Annotated in this window: 18 protein-coding genes and 3 tRNA genes; 7 read left to right on the forward strand and 14 right to left on the reverse strand. The window is 64.0% G+C overall.

The window, feature by feature from the left end; all coding sequences use genetic code 11:
• Nucleotides 1-1,152: DEAD/DEAH box helicase (locus V7Q81_RS06970; RefSeq protein WP_333841325.1), on the forward strand; the 1,152-nt coding region annotated here is incomplete at its 5' end.
• Nucleotides 1,153-1,162: 10 nt separating this feature from the next.
• Here the strand turns inward: V7Q81_RS06970 and V7Q81_RS06975 are convergent.
• Together V7Q81_RS06975 and selD are read right to left on the reverse strand one after the other, a co-directional pair.
• Entirely contained in the window at nucleotides 1,163-1,531 is a 369-nt protein-coding gene (locus V7Q81_RS06975) for an acyl-CoA thioesterase (protein ID WP_333841361.1), read from the reverse strand.
• A 195-nt stretch (nucleotides 1,532-1,726) separates the two neighbouring features.
• Entirely contained in the window at nucleotides 1,727-2,788 is a 1,062-nt protein-coding gene (gene selD / locus V7Q81_RS06980; protein WP_333841364.1) for a selenide, water dikinase SelD, read from the reverse strand.
• Between the two features lie 117 nt (nucleotides 2,789-2,905).
• Between selD and mnmH the strand changes: the two genes are divergently transcribed.
• The 3 genes from mnmH (at nucleotide 2,906) to V7Q81_RS06995 (ending at nucleotide 5,940) form a co-directional block, all read left to right on the forward strand.
• The gene (gene mnmH, locus V7Q81_RS06985; RefSeq protein ID WP_333841327.1) at nucleotides 2,906-3,964 is read left to right on the forward strand and encodes a tRNA 2-selenouridine(34) synthase MnmH; all 1,059 of its coding nucleotides are present in this window, start codon (nucleotides 2,906-2,908) and stop codon (nucleotides 3,962-3,964) included.
• Between the two features lie 69 nt (nucleotides 3,965-4,033).
• Nucleotides 4,034-4,492: a peroxiredoxin gene (locus V7Q81_RS06990; RefSeq protein WP_333841329.1), complete on the forward strand. Its 459-nt coding sequence runs from the start codon at nucleotides 4,034-4,036 to the stop codon at nucleotides 4,490-4,492.
• A 26-nt stretch (nucleotides 4,493-4,518) separates the two neighbouring features.
• Complete coding sequence (locus V7Q81_RS06995; RefSeq protein WP_333841331.1) at nucleotides 4,519-5,940, forward strand: PhoH family protein; 1,422 nt, start codon at nucleotides 4,519-4,521, stop codon at nucleotides 5,938-5,940.
• Nucleotides 5,941-6,050: 110 nt separating this feature from the next.
• Here the strand turns inward: V7Q81_RS06995 and dnaB are convergent, their stop codons facing one another.
• The 7 genes from dnaB to rnr form a co-directional block, all read right to left on the reverse strand.
• Complete coding sequence (gene dnaB, locus V7Q81_RS07000; protein WP_333841333.1) at nucleotides 6,051-7,439, reverse strand: replicative DNA helicase; 1,389 nt, start codon at nucleotides 7,437-7,439, stop codon at nucleotides 6,051-6,053.
• A gap of 113 nt (nucleotides 7,440-7,552) precedes the next feature.
• Nucleotides 7,553-8,002 (reverse strand): 50S ribosomal protein L9, encoded by a 450-nt coding sequence (gene rplI / locus V7Q81_RS07005; RefSeq protein ID WP_333841336.1) that lies wholly within the window; start codon nucleotides 8,000-8,002, stop codon nucleotides 7,553-7,555.
• A 12-nt stretch (nucleotides 8,003-8,014) separates the two neighbouring features.
• The gene (rpsR, locus tag V7Q81_RS07010) at nucleotides 8,015-8,293 is read right to left on the reverse strand and encodes a 30S ribosomal protein S18 (RefSeq protein ID WP_333841338.1); all 279 of its coding nucleotides are present in this window, start codon (nucleotides 8,291-8,293) and stop codon (nucleotides 8,015-8,017) included.
• Nucleotides 8,294-8,297: 4 nt separating this feature from the next.
• The gene (priB, locus tag V7Q81_RS07015; protein WP_333841340.1) at nucleotides 8,298-8,597 is read right to left on the reverse strand and encodes a primosomal replication protein N; all 300 of its coding nucleotides are present in this window, start codon (nucleotides 8,595-8,597) and stop codon (nucleotides 8,298-8,300) included.
• 3 nt (nucleotides 8,598-8,600) lie between these two features.
• Complete coding sequence (gene rpsF / locus V7Q81_RS07020; RefSeq protein WP_333841342.1) at nucleotides 8,601-8,990, reverse strand: 30S ribosomal protein S6; 390 nt, start codon at nucleotides 8,988-8,990, stop codon at nucleotides 8,601-8,603.
• A gap of 93 nt (nucleotides 8,991-9,083) precedes the next feature.
• Nucleotides 9,084-9,842 carry a 23S rRNA (guanosine(2251)-2'-O)-methyltransferase RlmB gene (gene rlmB / locus V7Q81_RS07025; protein ID WP_333841345.1) on the reverse strand — a complete coding sequence of 253 codons (759 nt, stop codon included), beginning with the start codon at nucleotides 9,840-9,842 and terminating at the stop codon, nucleotides 9,084-9,086.
• Between the two features lie 4 nt (nucleotides 9,843-9,846).
• Nucleotides 9,847-12,063 (reverse strand): ribonuclease R, encoded by a 2,217-nt coding sequence (gene rnr, locus V7Q81_RS07030; RefSeq protein WP_333841347.1) that lies wholly within the window; start codon nucleotides 12,061-12,063, stop codon nucleotides 9,847-9,849.
• Nucleotides 12,064-12,114: 51 nt separating this feature from the next.
• On the opposite strand from rnr, the gene V7Q81_RS07035 reads away from it, so the two are divergent.
• Nucleotides 12,115-12,201 (forward strand) — tRNA-Leu (locus V7Q81_RS07035).
• A gap of 577 nt (nucleotides 12,202-12,778) precedes the next feature.
• On the opposite strand, the gene V7Q81_RS07040 is transcribed toward V7Q81_RS07035, so the two are convergent.
• Nucleotides 12,779-13,672, reverse strand: coding sequence for a LysR family transcriptional regulator (locus V7Q81_RS07040; RefSeq protein WP_333841349.1), 894 nt, complete (start codon nucleotides 13,670-13,672; stop codon nucleotides 12,779-12,781).
• A 98-nt stretch (nucleotides 13,673-13,770) separates the two neighbouring features.
• Here V7Q81_RS07040 and V7Q81_RS07045 point away from each other — a divergent pair, with 98 nt between their 5' ends.
• Entirely contained in the window at nucleotides 13,771-15,342 is a 1,572-nt protein-coding gene (locus tag V7Q81_RS07045) for an NADH-quinone oxidoreductase subunit L (RefSeq protein ID WP_333841352.1), read from the forward strand.
• Between the two features lie 16 nt (nucleotides 15,343-15,358).
• Nucleotides 15,359-17,917, forward strand: coding sequence for a YbcC family protein (locus V7Q81_RS07050; protein WP_333841354.1), 2,559 nt, complete (start codon nucleotides 15,359-15,361; stop codon nucleotides 17,915-17,917).
• 1,414 nt (nucleotides 17,918-19,331) lie between these two features.
• On the opposite strand, the gene V7Q81_RS07055 is transcribed toward V7Q81_RS07050, so the two are convergent.
• The 4 genes from V7Q81_RS07055 to uvrC all read right to left on the reverse strand — a co-directional run.
• Nucleotides 19,332-19,402 (reverse strand) — tRNA-Cys (locus V7Q81_RS07055).
• Nucleotides 19,403-19,466: 64 nt separating this feature from the next.
• Nucleotides 19,467-19,541, reverse strand: a tRNA-Gly gene (locus V7Q81_RS07060).
• 60 nt (nucleotides 19,542-19,601) lie between these two features.
• Nucleotides 19,602-20,174: a CDP-diacylglycerol--glycerol-3-phosphate 3-phosphatidyltransferase gene (gene pgsA, locus V7Q81_RS07065; protein WP_333841357.1), complete on the reverse strand. Its 573-nt coding sequence runs from the start codon at nucleotides 20,172-20,174 to the stop codon at nucleotides 19,602-19,604.
• Between the two features lie 26 nt (nucleotides 20,175-20,200).
• Nucleotides 20,201-21,710 (reverse strand): excinuclease ABC subunit UvrC (gene uvrC, locus V7Q81_RS07070; protein ID WP_333841359.1); only part of this gene is annotated, 1,510 nt, incomplete at its 5' end.

Genomic DNA, 21,710 nt, shown 5'->3' on the forward strand with positions numbered 1-21,710 from the left:
CCCCTCCGCGCCCTCATCCTCACCCCTACCCGGGAGCTTGCGGCCCAAGTAGAGGAAAGCGTGCGCCTCTACGGCGCTCGCCTGCCCCTGCGCTGTGCCGTGATTTATGGCGGGGTGGACATCGATCCCCAGATCGAGGCGTTGCGCCGAGGCGTGGAGATCCTGGTGGCAACGCCGGGGCGACTCCTGGACCACATCCACCAGCGTACGGTCAATCTTTCCCAAGTGGCGATTCTGGTACTGGACGAAGCGGACCGGATGCTGGACATGGGTTTTCTGCCTGACATTCGCCGCATTCTAGGGCTGTTGCCCCCCCGACGGCAGAATCTGCTGTTCTCGGCCACTTTTTCCGAGGACGTGGTGCGGCTCGCTTCTTCTTTCCTGACGGATCCGGTACGAGTACAGGTTGCGCCGCGCAATGCGCCCGCCGACTTGGTGAATCAAGCGGTCATTCCCGTGACCTCTGCCCACAAGCGGGCGCTGCTCAAGTCTCTCTTAGAAGCCCGGGGCATGCGTCAAGCACTGGTCTTCGTCAACACAAAAATCGGGGCCGATCGGCTGGCCCGCGCCCTGGAGCGGGAAGGCGTTCGAGCGGTCGCGCTCCACAGCGACCGCACCCAGGTCCAGCGGGAACAGGCGCTGGCGGACTTCAAGGCGGGGAAGGTTCGGGTGCTGGTCGCCACCGATATCGCTGGCCGAGGGCTCGATATCGAGGAGCTTCCCTACGTGGTGAACTTCGAGCTGCCCCATCACCCGGAGGATTACGTCCATCGCATCGGCCGCACCGGACGGGCGGGGATGGTCGGGGACGCTTATTCCCTGGTGGCGCCGGAGGAAGAAAAATACCTTTCTGCGATCGAGCGCTTGCTCAAGCGGTCGATCCCTCGGGAAACCTTCCCGGCGTTCGCCTGCGGCGGACGGACGGCCTCGGGTGGCCATCTCCCCTCTCAGGAACGTACCGCCCGCGACCCGCGGCAAGAAGGCCGAGCGGGGAAGGCCAAGATGGGGCCGCTTCCCGCTTTGGCCGCCGGGGCGCTTTCCGCTAGGAACACGGCCGGAGCGCTCCCCCTTGCCCCCCATGGGCAACGGCGACGGCGGGTAGAGCGACCGGTTCCCGCCCTGCTTGGCGGAATGCCGGCCAAGAAGGCGTGAGGGCCCTCGCTCAGGCAGTGAGTCGTGCCAGCGCGGCGCGCATCGGCGCGGGGAGGGGCACCGGTCGCCGGTGCACGCGATCTACGTAGACGTGGATGAAATGGCCCTGGGCGCACGCGAGGGGCTCGTCGTTGCGAAAGATACCCACTTCGTAGTGCACGCTGCTTCTGCCCAAGTGGGCGACCCGCAGACCGGCATGCACCGTATCGGGAAACGCCACCGGGCGGAAGTAACGGCACTGGGTTTCCACCACCAGCCCGATCACTGGGCTCGAGGCGATGTTCAGCAGGCCGGCATCGATGAGATAGCGGTTCACCGCCGTATCGAAATAGGCGTAGTAAACCACGTTGTTCACGTGCCCGTAGGCGTCGTTGTCCATCCAGCGGGTGGTAATTTCCAGGAAGTGCCGGTAGTGATCCCGGCTGTGGCGGTCACTCTGCGTCAAAAGATCTCCTCCACGCTCCCGTCAGGGGAGGTCGGGGAACGTCCCCATCGTCTCATCTGCCGGTTGGATTGCGCGTCCGTCTTTTCGAGATGTCCTGCGGGCATCCACTGCCGCCCGCCTTGGCCGGGATCAGGCGAAGACGTCGATCCCTGGCGCCCCGGCCTGCAGCTGGCCGATGGTTCGCGCCGTGGCGAAACCATTCTGGTGAAAGAGCGCGAGCACCTGCTCTTCCCTCTGAGGATCGCAGGCCACCAAAAGACCGCCGCTCGTCTGAGGGTCGGTAAGAAGTTTCTGCCCCCACTCGGGCAAACCTGGGGGCAAGGCCACCGCGTCGCCATAGCTCGCCCAGTTACGGGCGGAGGCGCCGGTTGCATAGCCCTGACGCAGAAGTTCCAAGGCGGTGCTGAGCACTGGCAGGCGGGCGAACTGGATGTGGGCCCGAAGCCGCGAGCCGCGGCAGATCTCCAGCAGATGGCCCAGCAGCCCGAACCCGGTGACGTCGGTCATGGCATGTACTTCGGGTAGCTCGGCCAAGGCTGCTCCTACCGTGTTGAGGCGGGTGGTAGTGGCGATCATTTCCCGATAGCCTTCCGCGGAAAGCTGGCCCTTCTTGAGGGCCGCGCTCAGGATGCCAACCCCCAGGGGCTTGCCCAGGATCAGGACGTCGCCAGGGCGGGCAGCGTCGTTACGCTTGACTCGCTCGGGATGCACCAACCCCAAGGCCACGAGTCCGTAGATGGGCTCCGGCGCGTCGATGGAGTGCCCTCCCGCGATGGGGATGCCGGCTTCTTGGCATGTGGAAGCCCCCCCTTCGAGAATTTGCTGGATCACGGCGACGGGGAGCCGGTCGATCGGCATGCCCACCACCGCCAAGGCCAGAATCGGCCGCCCGCCCATGGCGTAGACGTCCGAGAGGGCATTGGTGGCGGCGATCCGCCCGAAGTCGAAGGGGTCATCCACGATGGGCATGAAGAAGTCGGTGGTGGCTACCAGTGCCTGTTCGGCGTTCAGGCGATAAACGGCTGCATCGTCGCTCGACTCAGCGCCCACCAGGAGATCGGGAGGGGAGATGCCCAGGGGCGAGCGGGACAGGATCTCGGCCAAGACGGACGGCGAAATCTTGCAACCGCAGCCGCCGCCGTGGGAATACTGAGTGAGCCGAATGGAGCCCGGATCGGTCAAATCGTTCATGGGGAACAGGGCGTTCGGTTGGGAATCGAAAAAACGGTAGACTAAGCGGCCGTCGGGCATGCTTGACTGTCCGCCACGCACGATCCACGTTACGCTCGCATGCCCTGCTGACATTCAATGAGTACCGCGCGTCTGAAGGGAGTTACCGTAACACACCTGGCCGAGTTTGACGAGATCATCGACGTGCGCTCCCCCACCGAGTACCGGGAGGACCACGTGCCCGGAGCCCTCAATCTGCCGGTGCTGGACGACGCGCAACGGGCACGCGTCGGCACGCTATACAAGCAAGTTTCGGCTTTCGAGGCGAAGAAAGTGGGGGCTGCGCTGGTTTCTCGTAACGTGGCGCACCACATCGAGACGGTCCTGCAGGATCGCCCCCGCCATTGGCGCCCCCTCGTCTATTGCTGGCGCGGCGGCCAGCGCAGCGCCGCGCTGGTGCACGTGCTGCGGGAGATCGGCTGGCGGGCGGAACGGCTGGAAGGCGGCTATAAAGCCTACCGGCGTCAGGTGCTGGCCGACCTGGAGCGCCTGCCCGGCGCCTTCCGCTGGCGCGTGGTGTGCGGCCCCACCGGCTCAGGCAAAACGCGGCTGCTCAAAGCCCTTGCCCGCGGCGGTGCCCAGGTGCTCGACCTAGAGGAGCTTGCCCGCCACCGGGGCTCCGTGCTGGGGGACTGGCCCGACGCGTCCCAGCCCTCCCAAAAAATGTTTGAGAGTCGGGTGTGGCAAGGACTCCACCGCCTGGATCCTTCTCGGCCTGTGTTCGTGGAGGCGGAAAGCAAGAAGGTAGGTAACCTGAGGGTGCCCGAAGCGCTCATCGCCGCCATGTGGTGCGCCGAGTGCGTGGAGGTGCAAACCGCCCGGGTCGACCGCATCGCCCTGCTGCAAAACGAATACCGCCATTTCCTGGAAGACCGGCAGGCGCTCTACGCCCGTCTGGATTGCCTGATTCCTCTCCACGGGCATGCGCGGATCGAGGCATGGAAGGGGCTCGCCGCCGCGGGGGATTGGCCCGCCTTCGTGGACGCCTTGCTCACCGCCCATTACGATCCCGCCTACCGGCGTTCGACCCTGCAGCACTACTCCCGCTTACCGGCAGCCCTGCGGGTCCGAATCGAGGGTACCGACGATGAGGCTTTCGACCGGGCAGCCCGAGAGCTCCTGGAACGTATGGCCTGAAGCGCTTGCCATCGTCCTTCGTTTTTTCAAAAATGATCCCCTTTGGATCGAGCTTACAACCCAGCGCCCATGCTTGACCAACCCGTCCCCGACTTCGAGCTGCCCGCCACCGGCGGAAAAACCTTCCGGCTGTCCGACAGACAGGGGAAACCGCTGGTCATCTATTTCTATCCCAAGGACAACACGCCCGGCTGCACCAGCGAAAGCCAGCAATTTCGCGATCTCTATCCCGAGTTCCAGTCCCTGGGCTGCGGGATCGTCGGGATCTCCCGCGACAGCCTGAAGTCCCATGAAAGCTTTAAGGCGGCCCTGGGCTTGCCCTTCGACCTGCTGAGTGACAGCGAAGAGAAGGCATGCACGCTGTTCGGCGTCATTAAGACGAAGAACATGTACGGGAAACAAGTGCGCGGAATCGAGCGCAGTACCTTTGTGCTGGACTCGCGTGGCGTCTTGCGCAGGGAATGGCGCGGGGTCAAGGTGCCCGGCCACGCCCAGCAAGTTCTGGAATTCGTCAAAACCCTCCGCTAAACCTGCGCCTCGAAGCTCCACCTCCCATGACGCAGAAAAAGACGGCTCCGGTGGTGACCCGAGTGCATTCGTCCAGCAAGCTTTTCGTCCTGGATACCAACGTGCTGATGCACGATCCCACTTGTCTGTTCAGCTTCGAGGAGCATGACATCTACATTCCCATGGCTACCCTGGAGGAGCTGGACAACAACAAGAAAGGGATGTCCGAAGTCGCACGCAACGCCCGCCAGGCGAGTCGCTACCTGGACGAGATGGTGAGCCGCACCCAGAACATCGAGGATGGGATTCCTCTGGACACCACCGGCGCCAAGGAGGCGACCGGGCGGCTGTTCCTGCAAACCAACGCCATTGGGGCGGAAATCCCTCCCACTCTGGCGAGCGGCAAGGCAGACAACCAGATCTTGGCGGTGGTCATGCACCTGCAGCAGCTCCATCCCAGGCGTCAGGTGATCCTTGTCTCCAAAGACATCAACATGCGGATCAAGGCCAGGGCGTTGGGGCTCGCCGCGGAGGATTATTTCAGCGACAAGGTGCTGGAGGACACCGATCTCCTTTTCAGCGGCGTGCGGGAGCTGCCCGCCGATTTTTGGGACAAGCACGGGCGGGAGATGGAATCCTGGCAACAGTCCGGCGTCACCCTTTACCGGGTGCGGGGTCCCCTGTGCCCCACTTTTTTGGTTAACGAATTTGTCTATCAGGAGCAGGACAAGCCCTTCTACGCCATGGTGAAGGAGGTCTCTGGCAGGACAGCGGTACTCCAGACCCTGCGCGACTACGGCCACAGCCGCAACAGCGTGTGGGGGATTACGGCCCGCAACCGGGAGCAAAACTTTGCCCTCAATTTGCTCATGAACCCGGAGATCGATTTCGTCACTCTGGTCGGACAGGCCGGCACCGGTAAGACTTTGCTCGCCCTGGCAGCGGGGCTTGCCCAGACCCTGGACGAGAAACGCTACAGCGAGATCATCATGACCCGGGTCACGGTGCCGGTGGGCGAGGACATCGGCTTCCTGCCCGGCACCGAGGAGGAGAAGATGACGCCCTGGATGGGCGCCCTGGAAGACAACCTGGACGTGCTAAACAAGACCGACGAGGACGCCGGCGACTGGGGGCGAGCCGCCACCCGGGACTTAATCCGCTCGCGCATTCGCATCAAGTCCCTCAATTTCATGCGCGGCCGCACCTTCATCAACAAGTTTCTCATCATCGACGAGGCTCAGAACCTCACCCCCAAGCAGATGAAGACTCTCATTACTCGGGCTGGCCCCGGCACCAAGGTGGTATGCTTGGGCAACATCTCTCAGATCGACACCCCCTACCTGACGGAGGGAAGTTCGGGTCTCACTTACGTCGTGGACCGCTTCAAGGGTTGGCCCCACAGCGGCCACGTGACCCTGCAGCGGGGAGAGCGTTCCCGGCTGGCTGATTATGCCGGGGAGGTCCTCTGAGCGCGATTTCCCTCGTGAGGCTGTCGTCCACGAACGGAGCTCGTAGACGAAGCATAAGCTCCGGTCTCACCTGCTACGCGAGCGAGCGCGTGCCCAACTTGTGAACTCCATCAATAACGCGATGGATCAGCAAAGTTCTCAAAGCGGGTAAACTCCTTGAGAAAGGTGAGTTCGACGGTGCCGATAGGGCCGTTGCGCTGCTTGCCGATGATGATCTCGGCGATCCCGGCTTTGGGGGTATCTTTGTTGTAGACCTCTTCTCGATAGATGAAGAGGATCAGGTCTGCATCCTGCTCGATGGCCCCGGACTCGCGCAAATCCGACATGAGAGGACGCTTGTCGGTGCGCGACTCCAGACTGCGGTTCAACTGGGACAAGGCCACCACGGGGACATTGAGCTCCTTGGCGAGACCTTTGAGGGCGCGGGAAATCTCCGAAATTTCAGTGGCCCGGTTTTCGGAGCGAGATGCCGAATGGGCTGCCATGAGCTGCAGGTAGTCGATCACCACGAGCCCAAGCCCTCCATGCTGCCGGTGCAGTCGCCGGGCCCGGGCGCGCACCTCCAAGGCGTTGAGTCCCGGGGTCTCGTCAATGTAGAGCGGCGCCTCGTTGAGCTTGCCCAGGGCATGGGTGAGTTTGGGCCAGTCGTCGTCCTGGAGCCGGCCGGTGCGCACCTTGTGCTGGTCCAGCCGTCCCACGGAACCGAGCAGACGCAAGGCGAGCTGGGTACCGCCCATCTCCATGCTAAAGACTGCCACCGCCTTCTTGAGCACGAGGGCCACGTGTTCGGCGATGTTGAGGGCGAAAGAGGTTTTGCCCATGCTGGGGCGGCCTGCGATGATCACCAAATCCCCGGGCTGCAGACCCGAAGTCATGCGGTCGAGGTCGGTAAAGCCGGTGGCAATGCCGGTGACATCGGTCGGATTGCTATAGAGCAGTTCGATACGCTCCACCACCTGCTTGAGCAGCGGCTGCATGTCCAGGAAGCCCTGGCGTCCTCGCGCCCCCGCCTCGGCGATGACAAAAACCTTCTGCTCGGCAGCATCGAGCAGCTCCGAGGCAGAGCGTCCCATAGGGTTGTACGCGGACTCGGCGATCTCCGCCCCTACTTCCGCCAGCTTTCTCAGGATGGAGCGTTCGCGCACGATCTCGGCGTAACGCCGGATATTGGCGGCCGAAGGCGTGTTCTGGGCAAGGGATCCCAGGTACGGGAGCCCGCCCACCGCGTCCAGCTCCCCCGTGCTCTTGAGGGATTCGGCTACAGTGATCACGTCGGCGGGCTTGCCCGCCTCGATCAATAATCCTGCGTGACGAAAGATGAGTCGGTGGTCCTGGCGATAGAAGTCGCTCTCGCTGATCAGATCCGCGATCTTGTCCCAGGCCGTATTGTCCAAGAGGATGCCTCCCAGCACCGACTGCTCCGCTTCCAGGGAATGGGGAGGAAGCTTGATCAGATCGACTTTGGCATCGTGGGCGAGCGTGGAGGCGGCCTGGGCCATGGTCAAATCAAAGCGAGATCGGGTTCGGCAAGGCTTACCGAGGATTTTACTCTCGGCGAGGCCGAAAAGAAAAAAAGGGCTAGATAGCCCTTTTTCCTCCGCGCGCTGGGCGCTCAGGTTTCGGGGATCACCGACACCGTGATGTGGGCTGCCACGTCGGTGTGCAGCACCACTGTGACAGGATGATCTCCGGTCTGCTTGATGGGTCCATGGGGCATGCGAATTGCGGCCTTGGGCACGTCGAACCCTTTCGCTTTGAGGGCGTCGCGCACGTCCACATTGGTGACGGAGCCGAACAGCTTGCCGTCCACCCCGGCTTTCTGGGCGACCACGAGCTGCAGACCGTCGAGACGGGCCGCTTGCTCCTGGGCCTTGGCCAGGGTCTCGGCTTGGATCCGCTCCAGCTCTGCCCGGCGCGCTTCGAACTCCTTGAGGTTCTCCGGCGTCGCCCGCTTCGCCTTGCCCGAGGGGATGAGGTAGTTGCGGGCGTAGCCATTTTTCACTTTCACCACATCGCCCAACCCCCCCAGATTCGCCACCTTTTCCATCAGGATCACTTGCATCGGGCGGCCTCCTCAGTGCAGATCGGTATAGGGCAGCAATGCCAGAAAGCGGGCCCGCTTGATGGCCACGGACAACTGGCGCTGGTAGCGGGCCTTGGTCCCGGTGATGCGGGCAGGGATGATCTTGCCCGTGTCGCTAATGAAGTCCTTGAGCGTCTCGATGTCCTTGTAGTCGATTTCCTTGACGCCTTCCGCCGTGAAACGGCAGAACTTGCGTCGGCGGAACAAGGCCCGGGAGCCTTCCCGGCGCGAGCCGCTTTTGCCTTTTCCGGTACGCGTGGAACGTGCCATGGGTTCAATCCTTCAGCAATTCAAACTCAGTGACATGGAATACGATCCGGGGGTCGCCCGGCCGGCGTTGCGCGAGGAACCCGACGAACCGCGCTCCGCTGCCTTGCCCTACGGCGGCTATGTCTTCCGCCAGAGATCCCACGCAGACCGCTTCCACCTCGACCTCTACCCGGCGCGCATGGCCCGCTTCCATTTGCTCGGAACCGTGGCGAATGCGAAAGTCGAGGACGGGAATGCCTGCGGGCGTACGCCGTAAGGGAGACAGGGCGGCGGTGCACCCCGACAACACCACTTGATTCACCACCGCTCAGCCCGTGCCCTCCTGGGCAGAGGCCGGCTTGGCCTCCTCTTCGCGGGCCGGGGTCACGGCGCGGGCTTTTTCCTCCTTCATCATGGGAGAAGGGGTTGTGACCGCTTCCCGCATTCTCACCACCAGGTGACGCAGCACCGCATCGCTGAACTTGAAGCTGTGCACTAGTTCGTCCAGAGCCTCCTGATCACACTCCACGTTCATAAGGACATAATGGGCTTTGTGCACCTTCTCGATGGGATAGGCGAGCTGCCGGCGTCCCCAATCCTCCAGGCGGTGGATCTTCCCGCCTCGGGAGGTCACCATACTCTTGTATCGCTCGATCATAGCGGGCACCTGCTCGCTCTGATCGGGATGGACGATGAACACGATCTCGTAATGCCGCATTGAGACTCCTTGTGGGTTAAGCCCTCCGGCAATGCGAAACCGGTGGGGCAAGGTGGTAAAGGCGGGACATTATACGGAGGTTTTTTCCCTCGATCAAGGCGTTAGCTGCGCTCGGGCGAGCCGTGCACGGTGCAGGTGGGACTCGTACAAACAGATGCCCGCCGCCACCGCCACGTTGAGGCTCCCCACCTGGCCGCGCATGGGGATGCGTACCAGGGCATCGCACTTTTCCCGGGTGAGCCGCCGCAGCCCCTGACCCTCCGCCCCGAGCACCCAAGCTGTACCCGTCTCCAACGGAAGCTCGCACAGAAGGCGCTCTCCCGCAGGATCCGCACCCCAAACCCATACCCGCCGCGCTTTGAGCGCTTCCAAGGTGCGGGCCAGATTGGTCACCGCCACGAAGGGGACCGTCTCGGCGGCACCGCTTGCCACCTTGCGCACCGTGGGTGTCAATCCCACGGCCCGGTCCCTGGGCGCTACGATGGCATGGGCGCCGAAGGCGTCGGCCACCCGGAAGCAGGCCCCCAGGTTGTGGGGGTCCTGCACGCCGTCCAGGATCAAAAGGAGGGGAGGCTCGGCGAGCTTTTCCAGCAGCTCTTCCAAGGAAGTCGCCGTTTGCCGCGGCTTCACCTGGGCCACCACCCCCTGATGCGTTGCCCCCCCAGTGAGGCCGTCCAGCCTGTCCCGCTCCACGCGCCTTACCCGCACCCCGGCCGCTTGCGCCGCGGTCAGCAACTCCCTCATCCGTCGGTCATCGCGCCCCGCTTCCGCGTACAGGGCGTGCACGCTCTGCGGGTCCTGCCGCAGGCGGGCGATCACTGCATGGAAACCGTAAACCAGTGCCTGCGCCATGGTCTCAAGCCCGGTGGCCGCGTCGGGCGGACCTTCCCCTTCGGCGCTGCTCGGGTATGTCCTCGGCCAGCACGAAATCGATGCGACTTGTCTCCAGGTCCACCTGGGCCACCCGCACCCGTACCCGGTCCGCCAGGCGGAACCGCCGCCCGGTGCGTTCTCCCAACAGCTGGTGCCGCACCGGGTCATACTGGAAATAGTCGTTGCCCAATTCCGAGACATGGACCAGGCCTTCTACGTAAATCTCGTCCAAGGAAACGAACAGCCCGAAGTTGGTCACCGCGCTCACCGTGCCTTCGAAGACTTCGCCCACTCGATCCTTTACGTAATAGCACTTGAGCCAGTTTTCCACGTCCCGAGTGGCCTCGTCCGCTCGCCGCTCAGTAAAGGAAACGTGACGACCGATCTCCTCCCAGTTGCCCGGGGAATAGCGTCTTCCCTTAAGCACCGCCTTGATGGCTCGATGGATGAGCAGGTCGGCGTAGCGCCGAATGGGCGAGGTGAAATGGGTGTAGCGCTCGTAGGCAAGGCCGAAATGCCCCATATTCTTGGGACTGTAGACCGCCTGCTGGAGGGAGCGCAGCATCACCGTCTGGAGCAGGCCCGCGTCGGGTCGGCCGCGGATCTTCTGCAACAGCCGGGCATAATCCATGGCCGTCGGCGCATCGCCACCGCCCAGCGAGAGCCCGAACTCCCGCAGGAAATCCCGCAGCGCCTCCAGCTTCTCCGGCGTCGGTCCCTCGTGCACCCGATACAGCATGGGATGGCGATGGCGGTCGAGGAAGTCAGAGGCGCACACGTTGGCCGCCAGCATACACTCCTCGATCAGCCGGTGGGCGTCGTTCCTCTGCTCGGGTACGATACGCTCGATGCGCCCCTCCTCGTTAAAGAGGATGCGGGTTTCGATGGTCTCGAAATCGATGGCGCCCCGCCGCATCCGAGCTGCCGCCAGCACCTTGTACAGCCGGTGGAGATCCTGGAGGTGGGGTAACAGGGGCTGGAGCGCGCGCGCCTCTTCGCCCTGGGGGTCTGCCAGGGCGGCCGCCACCGCCGTGTAGGTGAGCCGACCATGGGAATGCATGACCGCTGGGTAAAAGGCATAATCGACAATCTCGCCGCGGGCGTTTACCTCCATCTCGCAGGCGACGCACAAGCGATCCACCCGAGGGTTGAGGGAGCACAAGTGATTGGACAGCACCTCCGGCAGCATAGGAATGACCCGCCGGGGAAAGTAGACCGAATTGCCCCTCTTGTAAGCCTCCCGATCCAGGGAGTCGCCATGCCGTACGTAGTGGCTCACGTCGGCAATGGCCACCCATAGCCGAAATCCTTTTCCTTCCCGCCGGCAATACACCGCATCATCGAAGTCCCGTGCTGTCTCCCCGTCGATGGTGACCAGGGGCAGAGATCGCAGGTCTTTGCGACCACGCAGCTCTCGGCGCAGCACATCCGTGGGGAATTTTCTGGCTGCCTCCTCCACCTCTGGCGGAAACACGTGGGGCAGGTGGTATTTGCGCACCGCGATTTCGATCTCGATGCCCGGGTCGAGGGCATGGCCGAGCACCTCCACCACCCGCCCGATGGGCTGGGTATATTCGCTCGGCGGTTCCAGGATCTCCACCACCACAATCTGTCCAGGGCGGGCACTCAAATCGTCGCCCTCGGGGATCAGGATGTCCTGGTTGATGCGCCGGTCTTCCGGCACGGCATAGCGCACCCCCCGCTCCGCGTGGAGCCGAGCCACTACCTCATGGTTGACCCTCTCCAGGACCTCCACGATGGTGGCTTCCCGCCGGCCGCGCCGATCCATGCCCGTCTCGCGCACCATCACCCGGTCGCCGTGGAGCACTTTGCGCATCTCCCGAGGGCTCAGGAACAGGTCGCTTCCGCCTTCGTCGGGAATCACGAAGCCATAGCCGTCAGGGTGACCTTCCACCGTCCCCCTGATGAGCCCCAGCTTACCGGCAACGCAGATGGCGTTTTTGCGGTTACGCAGAATCTGGCCGTCCCGCTCCATGGCGGCGAGACGGCGTTCGAACGCCTCCCGTTCATGGGGCTCGATGGCGAGGCGGGCAGCGAGCCGATCTAAGGGCATCGGCACCCCTTCTTCCGTCAGCACTTGGAGGATGAGCGCCCGGCTCGGAATGGGGTGGGCATACTTTTTCTTTTCCTCCTTAAGCTGAGGATCTAAAGCGCGAATAGAGGGTGGCTTCGTTGACAATGGTGAATGTTCCTTTAGAATTTTTATTTCTGCGGCAATGCCGCGCTCCGTGCCGAGATGGCGGAATTGGTAGACGCACTAGGTTCAGGTCCTAGCGGGGGCAACCCCATGGAGGTTCGAGTCCTCTTCTCGGCACCACGAATTGAATAATATCAAACAATTATTTCTGTTTGGCGCGAATCTAGCGCAATGCGGGTACCGTATGCGGAAAGCGGCCGTGGCGCCCTTCCCTTCTCCGCCCGCCCCATCTGTCGAAGGCAACGTCTTCTCTCCTTGAGGTTGGCGCGAACCCAAGCCAGTCAAGGCCGAAGAAATGCGCGCCATGATCAAGTGAACTTGTTCTGCCCCTCGCTCGAACTCTTCCGGAGACGCCGCGCGCCCGGCCGAGATTGCCTTGGGTGACCGGGTGGCGCGTGACCTCCTCTGCGGGGACAGCGCGGGGGGGGCAGCCTGCCGCCCCGCGGGCCCGGGACGGCCCTCTGAGAAGGACGAAGGTCCCGCGGCATGGTCCGTGTGTAGAGCCAAGCTGCTGGAGAGATTGGCAGCGCCGCGCACGGCTGAAGCAGGCCTCCTCTGCGCGAAATGACCCACATCGCTGCAGCGGCTGCCACGTGCGGCCGACGTTGCAGTCGAGGCAGCGGCCCCTAGCGTAGATCCTGCCTGCCGTAAACACGGGCTGAGAATGTCGTCACCGACCCGCCGCGGCGGGCAAACCTCAACGCTTCTCCAGCACGCGGGCCAATAAGTTCTCGAGCACCTCGATGCGGTGCGGATGCGTCGTGGTAATGGCGTAGAAGTGCTCTTGCAGCTCCGTCGAGCGCCCCACGGTGACGAGAACGCCCGTCCGCAGCTCATCTTGCACGACTACTTCCGGTAGGATAGCCAGACAGCCGCTGTCGCGGGCGATCAGGCGGAGCATGGCCATGTCATCCACCTCGGCCCGCAATCGGGGGCTCACCCCTGCTGCCGCGCACAGGGCATCGAACTGTGCCCGCAAGGCATGCCGTGGCCCTGGCAGCACGATGTCGAGGCCATCCAGATCCTGCGGGATGCGCAGGCTCTGCGCTCTCCAGCGATTGGCCGGACCGACCAAAGAAATCGGCTGGCTGCCGAGGTATCGGCAATGCAGCGGACGATCCGGATCGGAGGGAACCGTCTCGTTGGCCAGCACCACGTCTAGCTGGTGTTGCACGAGGCGAGAGATTAGCCCTTCCAGCAGCCCTGACTCCAACGTCAGTACGACAGAGGGATCAGCCAACAAAGGCCAGATCCAGTTCTTCTGGTAGTTGCGCGACATCGTGGCCACGCTGCCTACGCGCAATCTGGTGATGCCGGCCGTGCGCCCCTGGAGCCGCCCCAGCATCTCTTGCCCGAGGCCGAAGATGTTTTCTGCGTAGGCGAGCACCAGTTGCCCGGCGTCCGTCAGTACCAAGCGGCGCCCCTCGCGGGCGAACAAGTCTTCGCCCAGCCGTTGCTCCAGCTGACGGATTTGGGCCGATATTGCGGACTGGGAGGTATGCAACTCCTTCGCCGCCCGAGTGAGGTGCCCCCGCTTGGCGACGCGCCAAAAATAAAAAAGATGGTTGAAATTCAGCTGGTCCAAACGCATTGTTCTGTTTTTTATATACATAAGTTCCATTAAATATATTATACAGAACGAAAATGGGGGGGCAAAATCCTCGCAGCGAAATCTCGAAGGTCCGTGCGATGGATATCTCCCTGTTCTTGTTTCCGGCCAGTGTCTTGGCGCCGGTCGGTTTGATGCTGGTGGCCGCACTGCTGGCTCGGCTCAAGCGCGTCGGCACAGCCGGCCTGTGGCGTGTGTTTCAAACGCTGTCGGGAAGCGCGGTGCTGTCCATCGGCGTTGCGGTTTGGCTCGGACCCGGCACCCTGCCATTGCCGAGCGCCTTGCAGACCTCACGGCTCGGTCTGATCCTGGCCTTGGGGGTGCAGGTCCTGGGCACCGTCATCGGCGGATTTTCAGCCCGCTACTTGCAAGGGGAAGCGGGCCAACGGCGCTACGTGGCGGCGCTGGCCGGGGTGTTGGCCGCAGTGCACGTGTTGCTGCTGGCCGATCACTGGGTGGTGCTGGTGGCTGCCTGGGCGCTGGTGGGGATGCCCCTACAGCACCTGCTGTGTTTCTATCCAGATCGCGCTTTCGCCCGACTGGCTGCCCTTAAGAAGCGAATCGCCGACCGTGCCGCCGACGCGTTGCTGGCAGCTGCGGCGGCCCTCGCCTGGATGGAGGTGGGCTGCGGCTCCCTGTCGGCCCTGTGGATGCACATCGCCCAGGCGGGCGCGTCTCCCGCGCTCCAGCTCAGCGCGCTATTGCTAGTGCTTGCGGTCGCCCTGCGGACGGCTTTGCTGCCGGTCCACGGCTGGCTGATCCAGGTGATGGAAGCGCCGACGCCGGTATCGGCCCTGCTGCACGCGGGCGTGGTCAATCTCGGGGGCTTTGTGCTGATCCGCTTCGCGCCACTGCTCGAGCAAGCTGCTCCCGCGCGCGCCGTGCTGTTGGCCTTCGGCCTAGCCACTGCCGTGCTAGCGGGCATGGTGATGCTCACTCGCATCAGCATCAAGGTCCGGTTAGCCTGGTCGACCGTAGCCCAGATGGGCTTCATGCTGCTCGAATGCGCCCTGGGTCTGTACACGCTGGCAGCGCTGCACCTGATCGGCCACTCGCTCTACAAGGCCCACGCCTTTCTATCGGCGTCGACAGTGGTGCGCCAGACCCGTCTACAGTCCTTACACGGCCCCTCATCGGCCTCGCTCCTTAGCCTGGCCGGAGCGCCGGTGTTGGCCTTTGCAGGCGTGCTGTCGGTCCAGCTGCTGTCGGGTCAGAGCGCTTGGCCTTGGTGGTGGAGCGCGGTGCTGGCCCTTGCCTGGGCGCCCTTGCTATGGCTGCCTGAAGTGTCCGCCGCTCACCCGGCGCGCGCGCTTCGGCTGCTCGCCGGCGGCGTGATGGTTGTCGGCCTCACAGGTGCCGCGCTGCTCGCCCACGCGCTACCGCTTGGTATCCAGGACGCCCCGCAACACGAGGCCGGCCTGGTCGCACTGTCGGGTCTGCTGACGCTGTACGCCTTGCTAGCGGTGCTGCAGCGTCGGCCCCGGTGGCTGGCCGGCGGGTGGCGCTGGAGTTACGCGGGCTTCTACGTGGACGAGGCCTATACACGACTCGCCCTGCGGCTTTGGCCTGCGTGCTGGGCACCCGAACCCCGCACCCACGCCGGTCTGCCCATCGCTTGCCTTTCTGCTGACCGGCGCCCGCTAGCGACCTGACAACGAGGAGAAGTCCATGACGGACACCCTGACCGCCCACGTGCCGCGCGTGGGCGAGGGCATCGCCTACGACAACGCCTGCGCGCACCGTAGCGACGCCCTGAACGCCGCAATCGAGCAAGCCTGCCACCAGGCCTGCCGGGCGATCGCGCCGACCTGGCCTTTGGACCGTGCCATCGCGGTCAACCCGCACTGGTCGCGCATCGGCATGCCAGTGCGCCGGGTTGCCGCCCGCATGGCCGTGCTCGGCGGCATCCAGGTTTTCCCACCCCGGGCGCGGCAGCTCAACGCCTGGCGCGAGGGCCGGATCAGCCCCGCCGACCTCGCATACGCGTTGCAGCAGCTGCCCGCCGCGCAGGCTGCGGGCCTAACACCTCGCCGATGCGAGGAGGAGCTACACATGCAGGCCCCTGTGCAGTGCCTGCCCCTGCTGATCGACGTGCTCGACAACGATCCGCACCGCCATACTCGGCTGTCTTGGCGGCAGGCGATCACGCACCAGGTGAGCCAAACCTGCGCGGCCTACTTCGATATGCACCAGGCCGACTGGCAACCCGAACGCTCCCGGGGTTTGTATTCCTTTTGGCGCGACACGCTGAAGCACGACCATGGCATTGGCACGCTGATGGGCCTGCCGCATATCGGCCGCGCACTCGATGCCCTGCCCGCCACCGCGCAGGACGCCGAGCGGTGGGTGATGGAGCGGCTGGGGCTGCCGCCGGCGGTATGGGCCGACTACCTGGAAGCGGTGCTGCTTACCGTAAACGGCTGGGCCTCTTGGTGCGCTTACTTGAGATGGCAGGCCGAACTGGAGGGACGCGAGGACTCGCATCTGCGCGAGCTGCTCGCCGTTCGTCTGGCCTGGGGGGTGCTTTTGCTGGAATGCAAAGACGACACCGCAGCTAAAGAAGCGTTCAGCGCGCTGCGGCAGGCGTGGAGCCGTGCGCCCGAGCTGCTGCGGCAAGCTGAGCAGGCGCTGTTGATCGATGAAGTCTGGCAGGTGGCGCTCGAAGCTGGCTATCAGCGAGCGCTCGCGCGGCGGCTGCTTGCAGGAGGCAGCCCGGCCGCGGAACCGCAGGAGATCGAAGTGCAGGCGGTCTTTTGCATCGACGTGCGCAGCGAGCGGCTGCGCCGCGCGCTCGAGGCCGTGTGGCCTGGCGTGCAGACCTTAGGCTTCGCCGGCTTCTTCGGCCTACCGCTCGCCTATACGCCGCTTGCCACGCAAGCCCGGCGGCCGCAGTTGCCCGGCTTGCTGGCACCGGCCGTCGAGGCGACCGATTGCGCGCTAACTTCCAAAGCGGCCAGGCGCGGAACCGACGCGGCGCTGCAACGTGCCGTCAGCCGCTCACGGCGCCGCCGCCTTGCTCTGAAAGACCAATGGAGGGCTGCTAGTCGCTGGCCGGGTGCGGCCTTCTCCTTCGTGGAGGCTGCCGGATTCGGATACTTGGGCAAACTCGCCCATGGGCTGCTGCCCGTCAAGCAAGGCAGGTCAAGGGACGATCTGGCAGGACTACCGGCTCGGTATCGCCTGATCTGTCGACCGCAGCTGGTTGGGCTCGACCTCGACGCCCGCGTGGCGCTGGCGGCCCGCATACTGCACGCTATGGGTCTGGAGAAGCACCTGGCCCCACTCGTGCTCCTGGTCGGGCATGGCAGCCAATCGGCCAACAACGCCCATGCCGCCGCGCTCGATTGCGGCGCGTGCGGTGGCCAGACCGGTGAGGTCAACGCGCGCAGCCTCGCGCAACTGCTCAATGACCCCGCGGTGCGCGAGGGGCTGCGGGCACGAGGGATTACCATCCCTGGGTCTACCACCTTCGTGGCGGCCCTGCACAACACCACCACCGATGAGATCGAAGGTTTCGATCTCGATCTGCTGCCGCAGGATGCGCGTGCCCGGTGGGAACAACTGCAGAGCGTCTTCGCGCAAGCCTGCGACCGGGTCCGCAGGGAGCGGGCGCCGAGCCTCAAGCTGGACCCACGAATGCCCCATGGTCAACTCCTGGATGAACTCCGCCGCCGTGCCAACGACGGAGCTCAGACCCGTCCGGAGTGGGGCCTTGCAGGTAACGCCGCCTTCCTGATCGCACCTCGCCGCAGAAGTCGTGGCGTCGTGCTGGAAGGTCGGTGTTTCTTGCACGACTACGACGCCAGCCAGGATGCCGACGGGAGCGTGCTGGAGCTACTCATGACCGCACCCATGCTGGTGGCGCATTGGGTCAATTGGCAGTACCACGCTTCGACCTGCGACCCCGAACGGCTGGGAAGCGGCAACAAGGTATTGCACAACGTCGTAGGCGGAAACCTGGGCGTGTTCGAGGGCAACGGCGGCGATTTGCGGATCGGCCTGCCACGCCAGTCGCTACACGATGGCGAACGCTGGATGCACGAGCCGTTGCGGCTGACTGTTGTGATCGATGCGCCCCGCGCGGCCATTGACACCGTCATCAGAAAGCACGCGGTGATCGAGCAGCTTTTGGAGAACGGCTGGCTACACCTCTGGCGCTTCGGGGTCTCGGGTTTCGAGCGCTATGCGCGAGGCGACTGGCACCCGGTACGTCTGTGCGGCTGCTGATGCCGCGGCAGCGCCGCTACGCCGGCTGGCGCATGGCCCAGCCAGCCGGCTGCTTCATGCGGCGCGAGGATGACCGGCGCGAAATCCGCATCCTTGAACCGGCGCTTGCTCTGGCGCGGCTACCGCAGTCTGCTCGTCACCCCGCCTTTTGCGTCGCTCATGGGCGTCCGAGATGATCCCATCGGAGCCTGGCTTGCTGCTTTCCCCATCGTGCGCGTGGATGTCGCAAGGTCTTCCTGCCTCGGCACGACAGCCACAAACTTGCGCTGGCTGTTCGTTTTTTGTCGCCGCGAATGCCTCGGTACTCTTGCTCGACGGCTGAGCTGACAGCGCGCCGACAAGGCGGAGCAGGGGCGTTTGGGCGAGTCGTCAATGCGCTACCGATGCCCGCCCATGACCCGCGGCAGGCGGCTCTTTATTCCTCTGGGTGCCGATGGTTTCCCCATGAAGCCATCGACCGCAGCCACATGGCCTGGGCGCAAGACACACAGCCGAGCAAGCGTTCGGCGCCCACCTTGCGCGATCGGGCGTTCTGTTGGCGGACGCTGGGATCCGGTTTCGATCGATCCACATCGATGCTTCGCTGCCTCGAGCATTTTGCTGTGCGGCTTCGCCCCAGCGCTCCTTCGAGGTACTGGCGAAAGAGAGATCCGGTTCGTGCCGGTTCGGTGCAACCGGTCCCAGGCGTGCGGCTGGGTGCGCGCTTGGCCTCCGATCGACGGGCTCCTGCGCCACTGCCACTTGAGCAAGGGGGGACAGGGACACGTCCGATCCCCTCTACTGGCTGGTTTACGCCTGCACCGCCCTTGTATGCGCGCTTGCATGGACCTCGCACTCCGGTGCGGACCGCGGTGGGTCGTGTCGTTAGCGCCCAAGAGGTCCTGCCTGCGCAAGTCGCCACAAGGTGGCGAAGTGCTCTGGGTGAAAATACCGAAGACGCCAAAAAACTGGGTGAGGATCAAGTGCACCGGGGTGACGGGTGTCCTTCAGCTGCTGCTTGAACCTATTCGCGCCTGCGGCATCGCCCGCCAGAGCATCAGTGGGACGAGGCAGGTCAGCCCCTGCTGCTCCAGGGAAAATTTCGCTGCCAATCCCAGCAGGCCTGAGCGAAGGCCGAGGAGATCATCGAACGGCTGACAGCGCGGCGCGGCCCGGTGGCCATGCAGACGCTGGCACGGCGTGGGGGGTCCAGTTTTACGACTTGCGGTCCGAAGTGGTCATCGACGAAGAACACCGCGCCGGCGTGGCTGTGACGCGCCCTTCTTGGTCACACCACCGGGCAGCGGGTGGCCGACGACGTGGGCGAGTGCGTGCACCCGTTGAGCCCATCCACATCGGAAGACGGTTGAGAAAAGTCTTTCTCAACGATCGACCACCGGGGCAGACCGGTGCTTTTAGGTGGCTGAATTTAGGGAGGCGGGGGTCGGAATCGAACCGGCGTCCACGGCTTTGCAGGCCGCTGCATAACCACTCTGCCACCCCGCCGAATTGCCCGTGGAAGAATGCTCGGCAATGAAAAAGGGAAAGCCGACGCTTTCCCTGCAAAATCTGGAGCGGGAAACGAGGTTCGAACTCGCGACCCCAACCTTGGCAAGGTTGTGCTCTACCACTGAGCTATTCCCGCGGAAAATCAAGCATCAATTATAAAGAGCACAGCATGCGTGTCAAGCCAAAGGACGCCCGTTCACGCCCGGCCTGCGACTCGGGAAAGGGCCACTCTGAGGTAGTAGAGCATCGACAACAGGGTAAGGCCCGCCGCCAGGTAAATGAGCACCGTTCCCAGCCCCTGCCCGGTGATTCCGAGGATCAGGTGGTCTTGATAGAGTAGCAACAGAATGGCAGCCATCTGGGCGGCCGTCTTCACCTTGCCGAGCAGGGACACGGCCACACTCCTCGCCTCTCCGATGCGCGCCATCCACTCCCGCAGCGCCGAGATGGCGATCTCGCGGCCGATAATGATGAGGGCAATCAGCGCGTCGACCCGGCTCAGCTCCACCAGGACGATGAGGGCCGCGGCTACCATCAGCTTGTCGGCCACGGGATCCAGGAATGCACCGAAAGCGGAAGTCTGTCCCAGAGCACGAGCGAGATAGCCGTCCAGCCAGTCGGTGACAGCTGCCAGAGCAAAGATCAGTGTCGCGGCGACGTTTTTCGCGAAGGGGCTCAGGGTGTAGTTGGAAAAATAGAAAACTCCTACGAACACCGGAATGAGCAGGATCCGCAGCCAGGTGAGGAAATTGGGGATATTGAACGTCATTGGATAAAGGGGGAAACAGCTCCGCCTCAGTGCAGATGACGGTAAATCCGCTCGGCCAGCGCGCGGCTTACCCCTTCCACCTTAGCCAGCTCTTCCACGCTGGCAGCGAGCAAGCCACGCAAGCCTCCGAAACGGGCGAGCAAGCGCCGCCTGCGTTGAGGTCCGACCCCTGGGATCTTTTCCAGGGGCGAAGAAGCCCGAGCCTTGCCGCGCCGGGCTCGGTGCCCTTGAATTGCGAACCGGTGCGCTTCGTCCCGGATTTGTTGTATCAAGTGGAGCGCAGCGCTGCCGGGCGCCAATTTTATCCGCTTCTCCCCTTTCGGAAAAACCAGCTCCTCGGTGCCGGGTCTGCGCCCCTCTCCCTTGGCCACGCCGATCACCGGCAGGTCACCTAATCCTAGGTCGGAGAGCACGTCCCGGGCGGCATTCACCTGGCCAAGCCCTCCATCGACGAGGATGAGGTCGGGAAGCTTTCCCTCGCCCGCCACCAACTTCTGGTAACGGCGCGTGAGAACCTCGCGCATGGCAGCGTAGTCGTCGCCCGGCGCTGCAGGGTGGAGGTTGAACCGCCGGTATTCGCTACTCTTCATGGCGTGGTCCTCGAACACGACGCAGGCGGCGATGGTGGCCTCCCCCATGGTGTGGCTCACGTCGAAACACTCGATGCGGCGCGGCGGTGATGGCAGGTCGAGCGCCTGCTGCAGCGCCTGAACGCGGACTTCCTGGGCGGTATGGGTTCCCAGACGCTGGGCGAGGGCCAGCTCGGCATTACGCACTGCCATTTCCAGCCACGCCTTGCGCTCGCCTGTCGCCCGCGTCTGGATCTGCACTGGGTAGCCGCTGCGCTCAGCGAGCGCAGCCGATAGCGCGTCCACGTCCACCGGGGCGTCTAACACGATGAGTGGTGGTGCCGGCCGCGTGAGGTAGTGCTGGGCGAGGAATGCCTCTAGCGTGGCGGCGGCATCGTAGCCGCGGGCGTTCTGGGGGAAAAAGCTCTTGTCGCCGAGGTGCATGCCGCTGCGGATCATGACCAGGTTGACGCATGCCTCGTGGCCGGCAAAGGCGACCCCGATCACGTCGGCATCCACCGCCTTGCCGCTGGCGATGAATTGACGCTCCCGCACCCGGCTGAGCGCCTGGACCTGGTCCCGGTAGATGGCCGCCTCCTCGAAAGCCCACCGCTCCGCGGCCTCCTCCATGCGCCGCGTGAGGCTTTGCAGCACCTCTTCCTGCTTGCCTTCCAGGAATAGCATGGCGTTGCGCACGTCTTCTTGATAAGCCTCTTTGCTGATCAATCCGACACAGGGAGCGGTGCAGCGCTTGATCTGATGCAGAAGGCAAGGTCGGCTGCGGTTGGCAAACACGCTATCCTCGCAAGTGCGTATCCTGAATACCTTCTGAAGGAGCTGGATGCTGGAGCGCACTGCACTGGCGTTGGGGAAAGGCCCGAAGTAGCGGTGCTCCCGTAGCAGCGCTCCACGGTAAAAGGCGAGCCGGGGAAACTCGTGGCCGGTCACCACGATGTAGGGGTAGGAC

Origin of the sequence: Pelomicrobium sp., assembly GCF_036803785.1 — a bacterium.
Classification (GTDB): Bacteria; Pseudomonadota; Gammaproteobacteria; order Burkholderiales; family UBA6910; genus Pelomicrobium.

Bases quoted from the DNA above. Each gene is read 5' to 3' on its own strand.
- V7Q81_RS06975 (WP_333841361.1), bottom strand. From the start codon at position 1,531: ATGGACAACGACGCCTACGGGCACGTGAACAACGTGGTTTACTACGCC.
- selD (WP_333841364.1), bottom strand. From the start codon at position 2,788: ATGAACGATTTGACCGATCCGGGCTCCATTCGGCTCACTCAGTATTCC.
- mnmH (WP_333841327.1), top strand. From the start codon at position 2,906: ATGAGTACCGCGCGTCTGAAGGGAGTTACCGTAACACACCTGGCCGAG.
- V7Q81_RS06990 (WP_333841329.1), top strand. From the start codon at position 4,034: ATGCTTGACCAACCCGTCCCCGACTTCGAGCTGCCCGCCACCGGCGGA.
- V7Q81_RS06995 (WP_333841331.1), top strand. From the start codon at position 4,519: ATGACGCAGAAAAAGACGGCTCCGGTGGTGACCCGAGTGCATTCGTCC.
- dnaB (WP_333841333.1), bottom strand. From the start codon at position 7,439: ATGGCCCAGGCCGCCTCCACGCTCGCCCACGATGCCAAAGTCGATCTG.
- rplI (WP_333841336.1), bottom strand. From the start codon at position 8,002: ATGCAAGTGATCCTGATGGAAAAGGTGGCGAATCTGGGGGGGTTGGGC.
- rpsR (WP_333841338.1), bottom strand. From the start codon at position 8,293: ATGGCACGTTCCACGCGTACCGGAAAAGGCAAAAGCGGCTCGCGCCGG.
- rpsF (WP_333841342.1), bottom strand. From the start codon at position 8,990: ATGCGGCATTACGAGATCGTGTTCATCGTCCATCCCGATCAGAGCGAG.
- rlmB (WP_333841345.1), bottom strand. From the start codon at position 9,842: ATGGCGCAGGCACTGGTTTACGGTTTCCATGCAGTGATCGCCCGCCTG.
- V7Q81_RS07040 (WP_333841349.1), bottom strand. From the start codon at position 13,672: ATGCGTTTGGACCAGCTGAATTTCAACCATCTTTTTTATTTTTGGCGC.
- V7Q81_RS07045 (WP_333841352.1), top strand. From the start codon at position 13,771: ATGGATATCTCCCTGTTCTTGTTTCCGGCCAGTGTCTTGGCGCCGGTC.
- V7Q81_RS07050 (WP_333841354.1), top strand. From the start codon at position 15,359: ATGACGGACACCCTGACCGCCCACGTGCCGCGCGTGGGCGAGGGCATC.
- pgsA (WP_333841357.1), bottom strand. From the start codon at position 20,174: ATGACGTTCAATATCCCCAATTTCCTCACCTGGCTGCGGATCCTGCTC.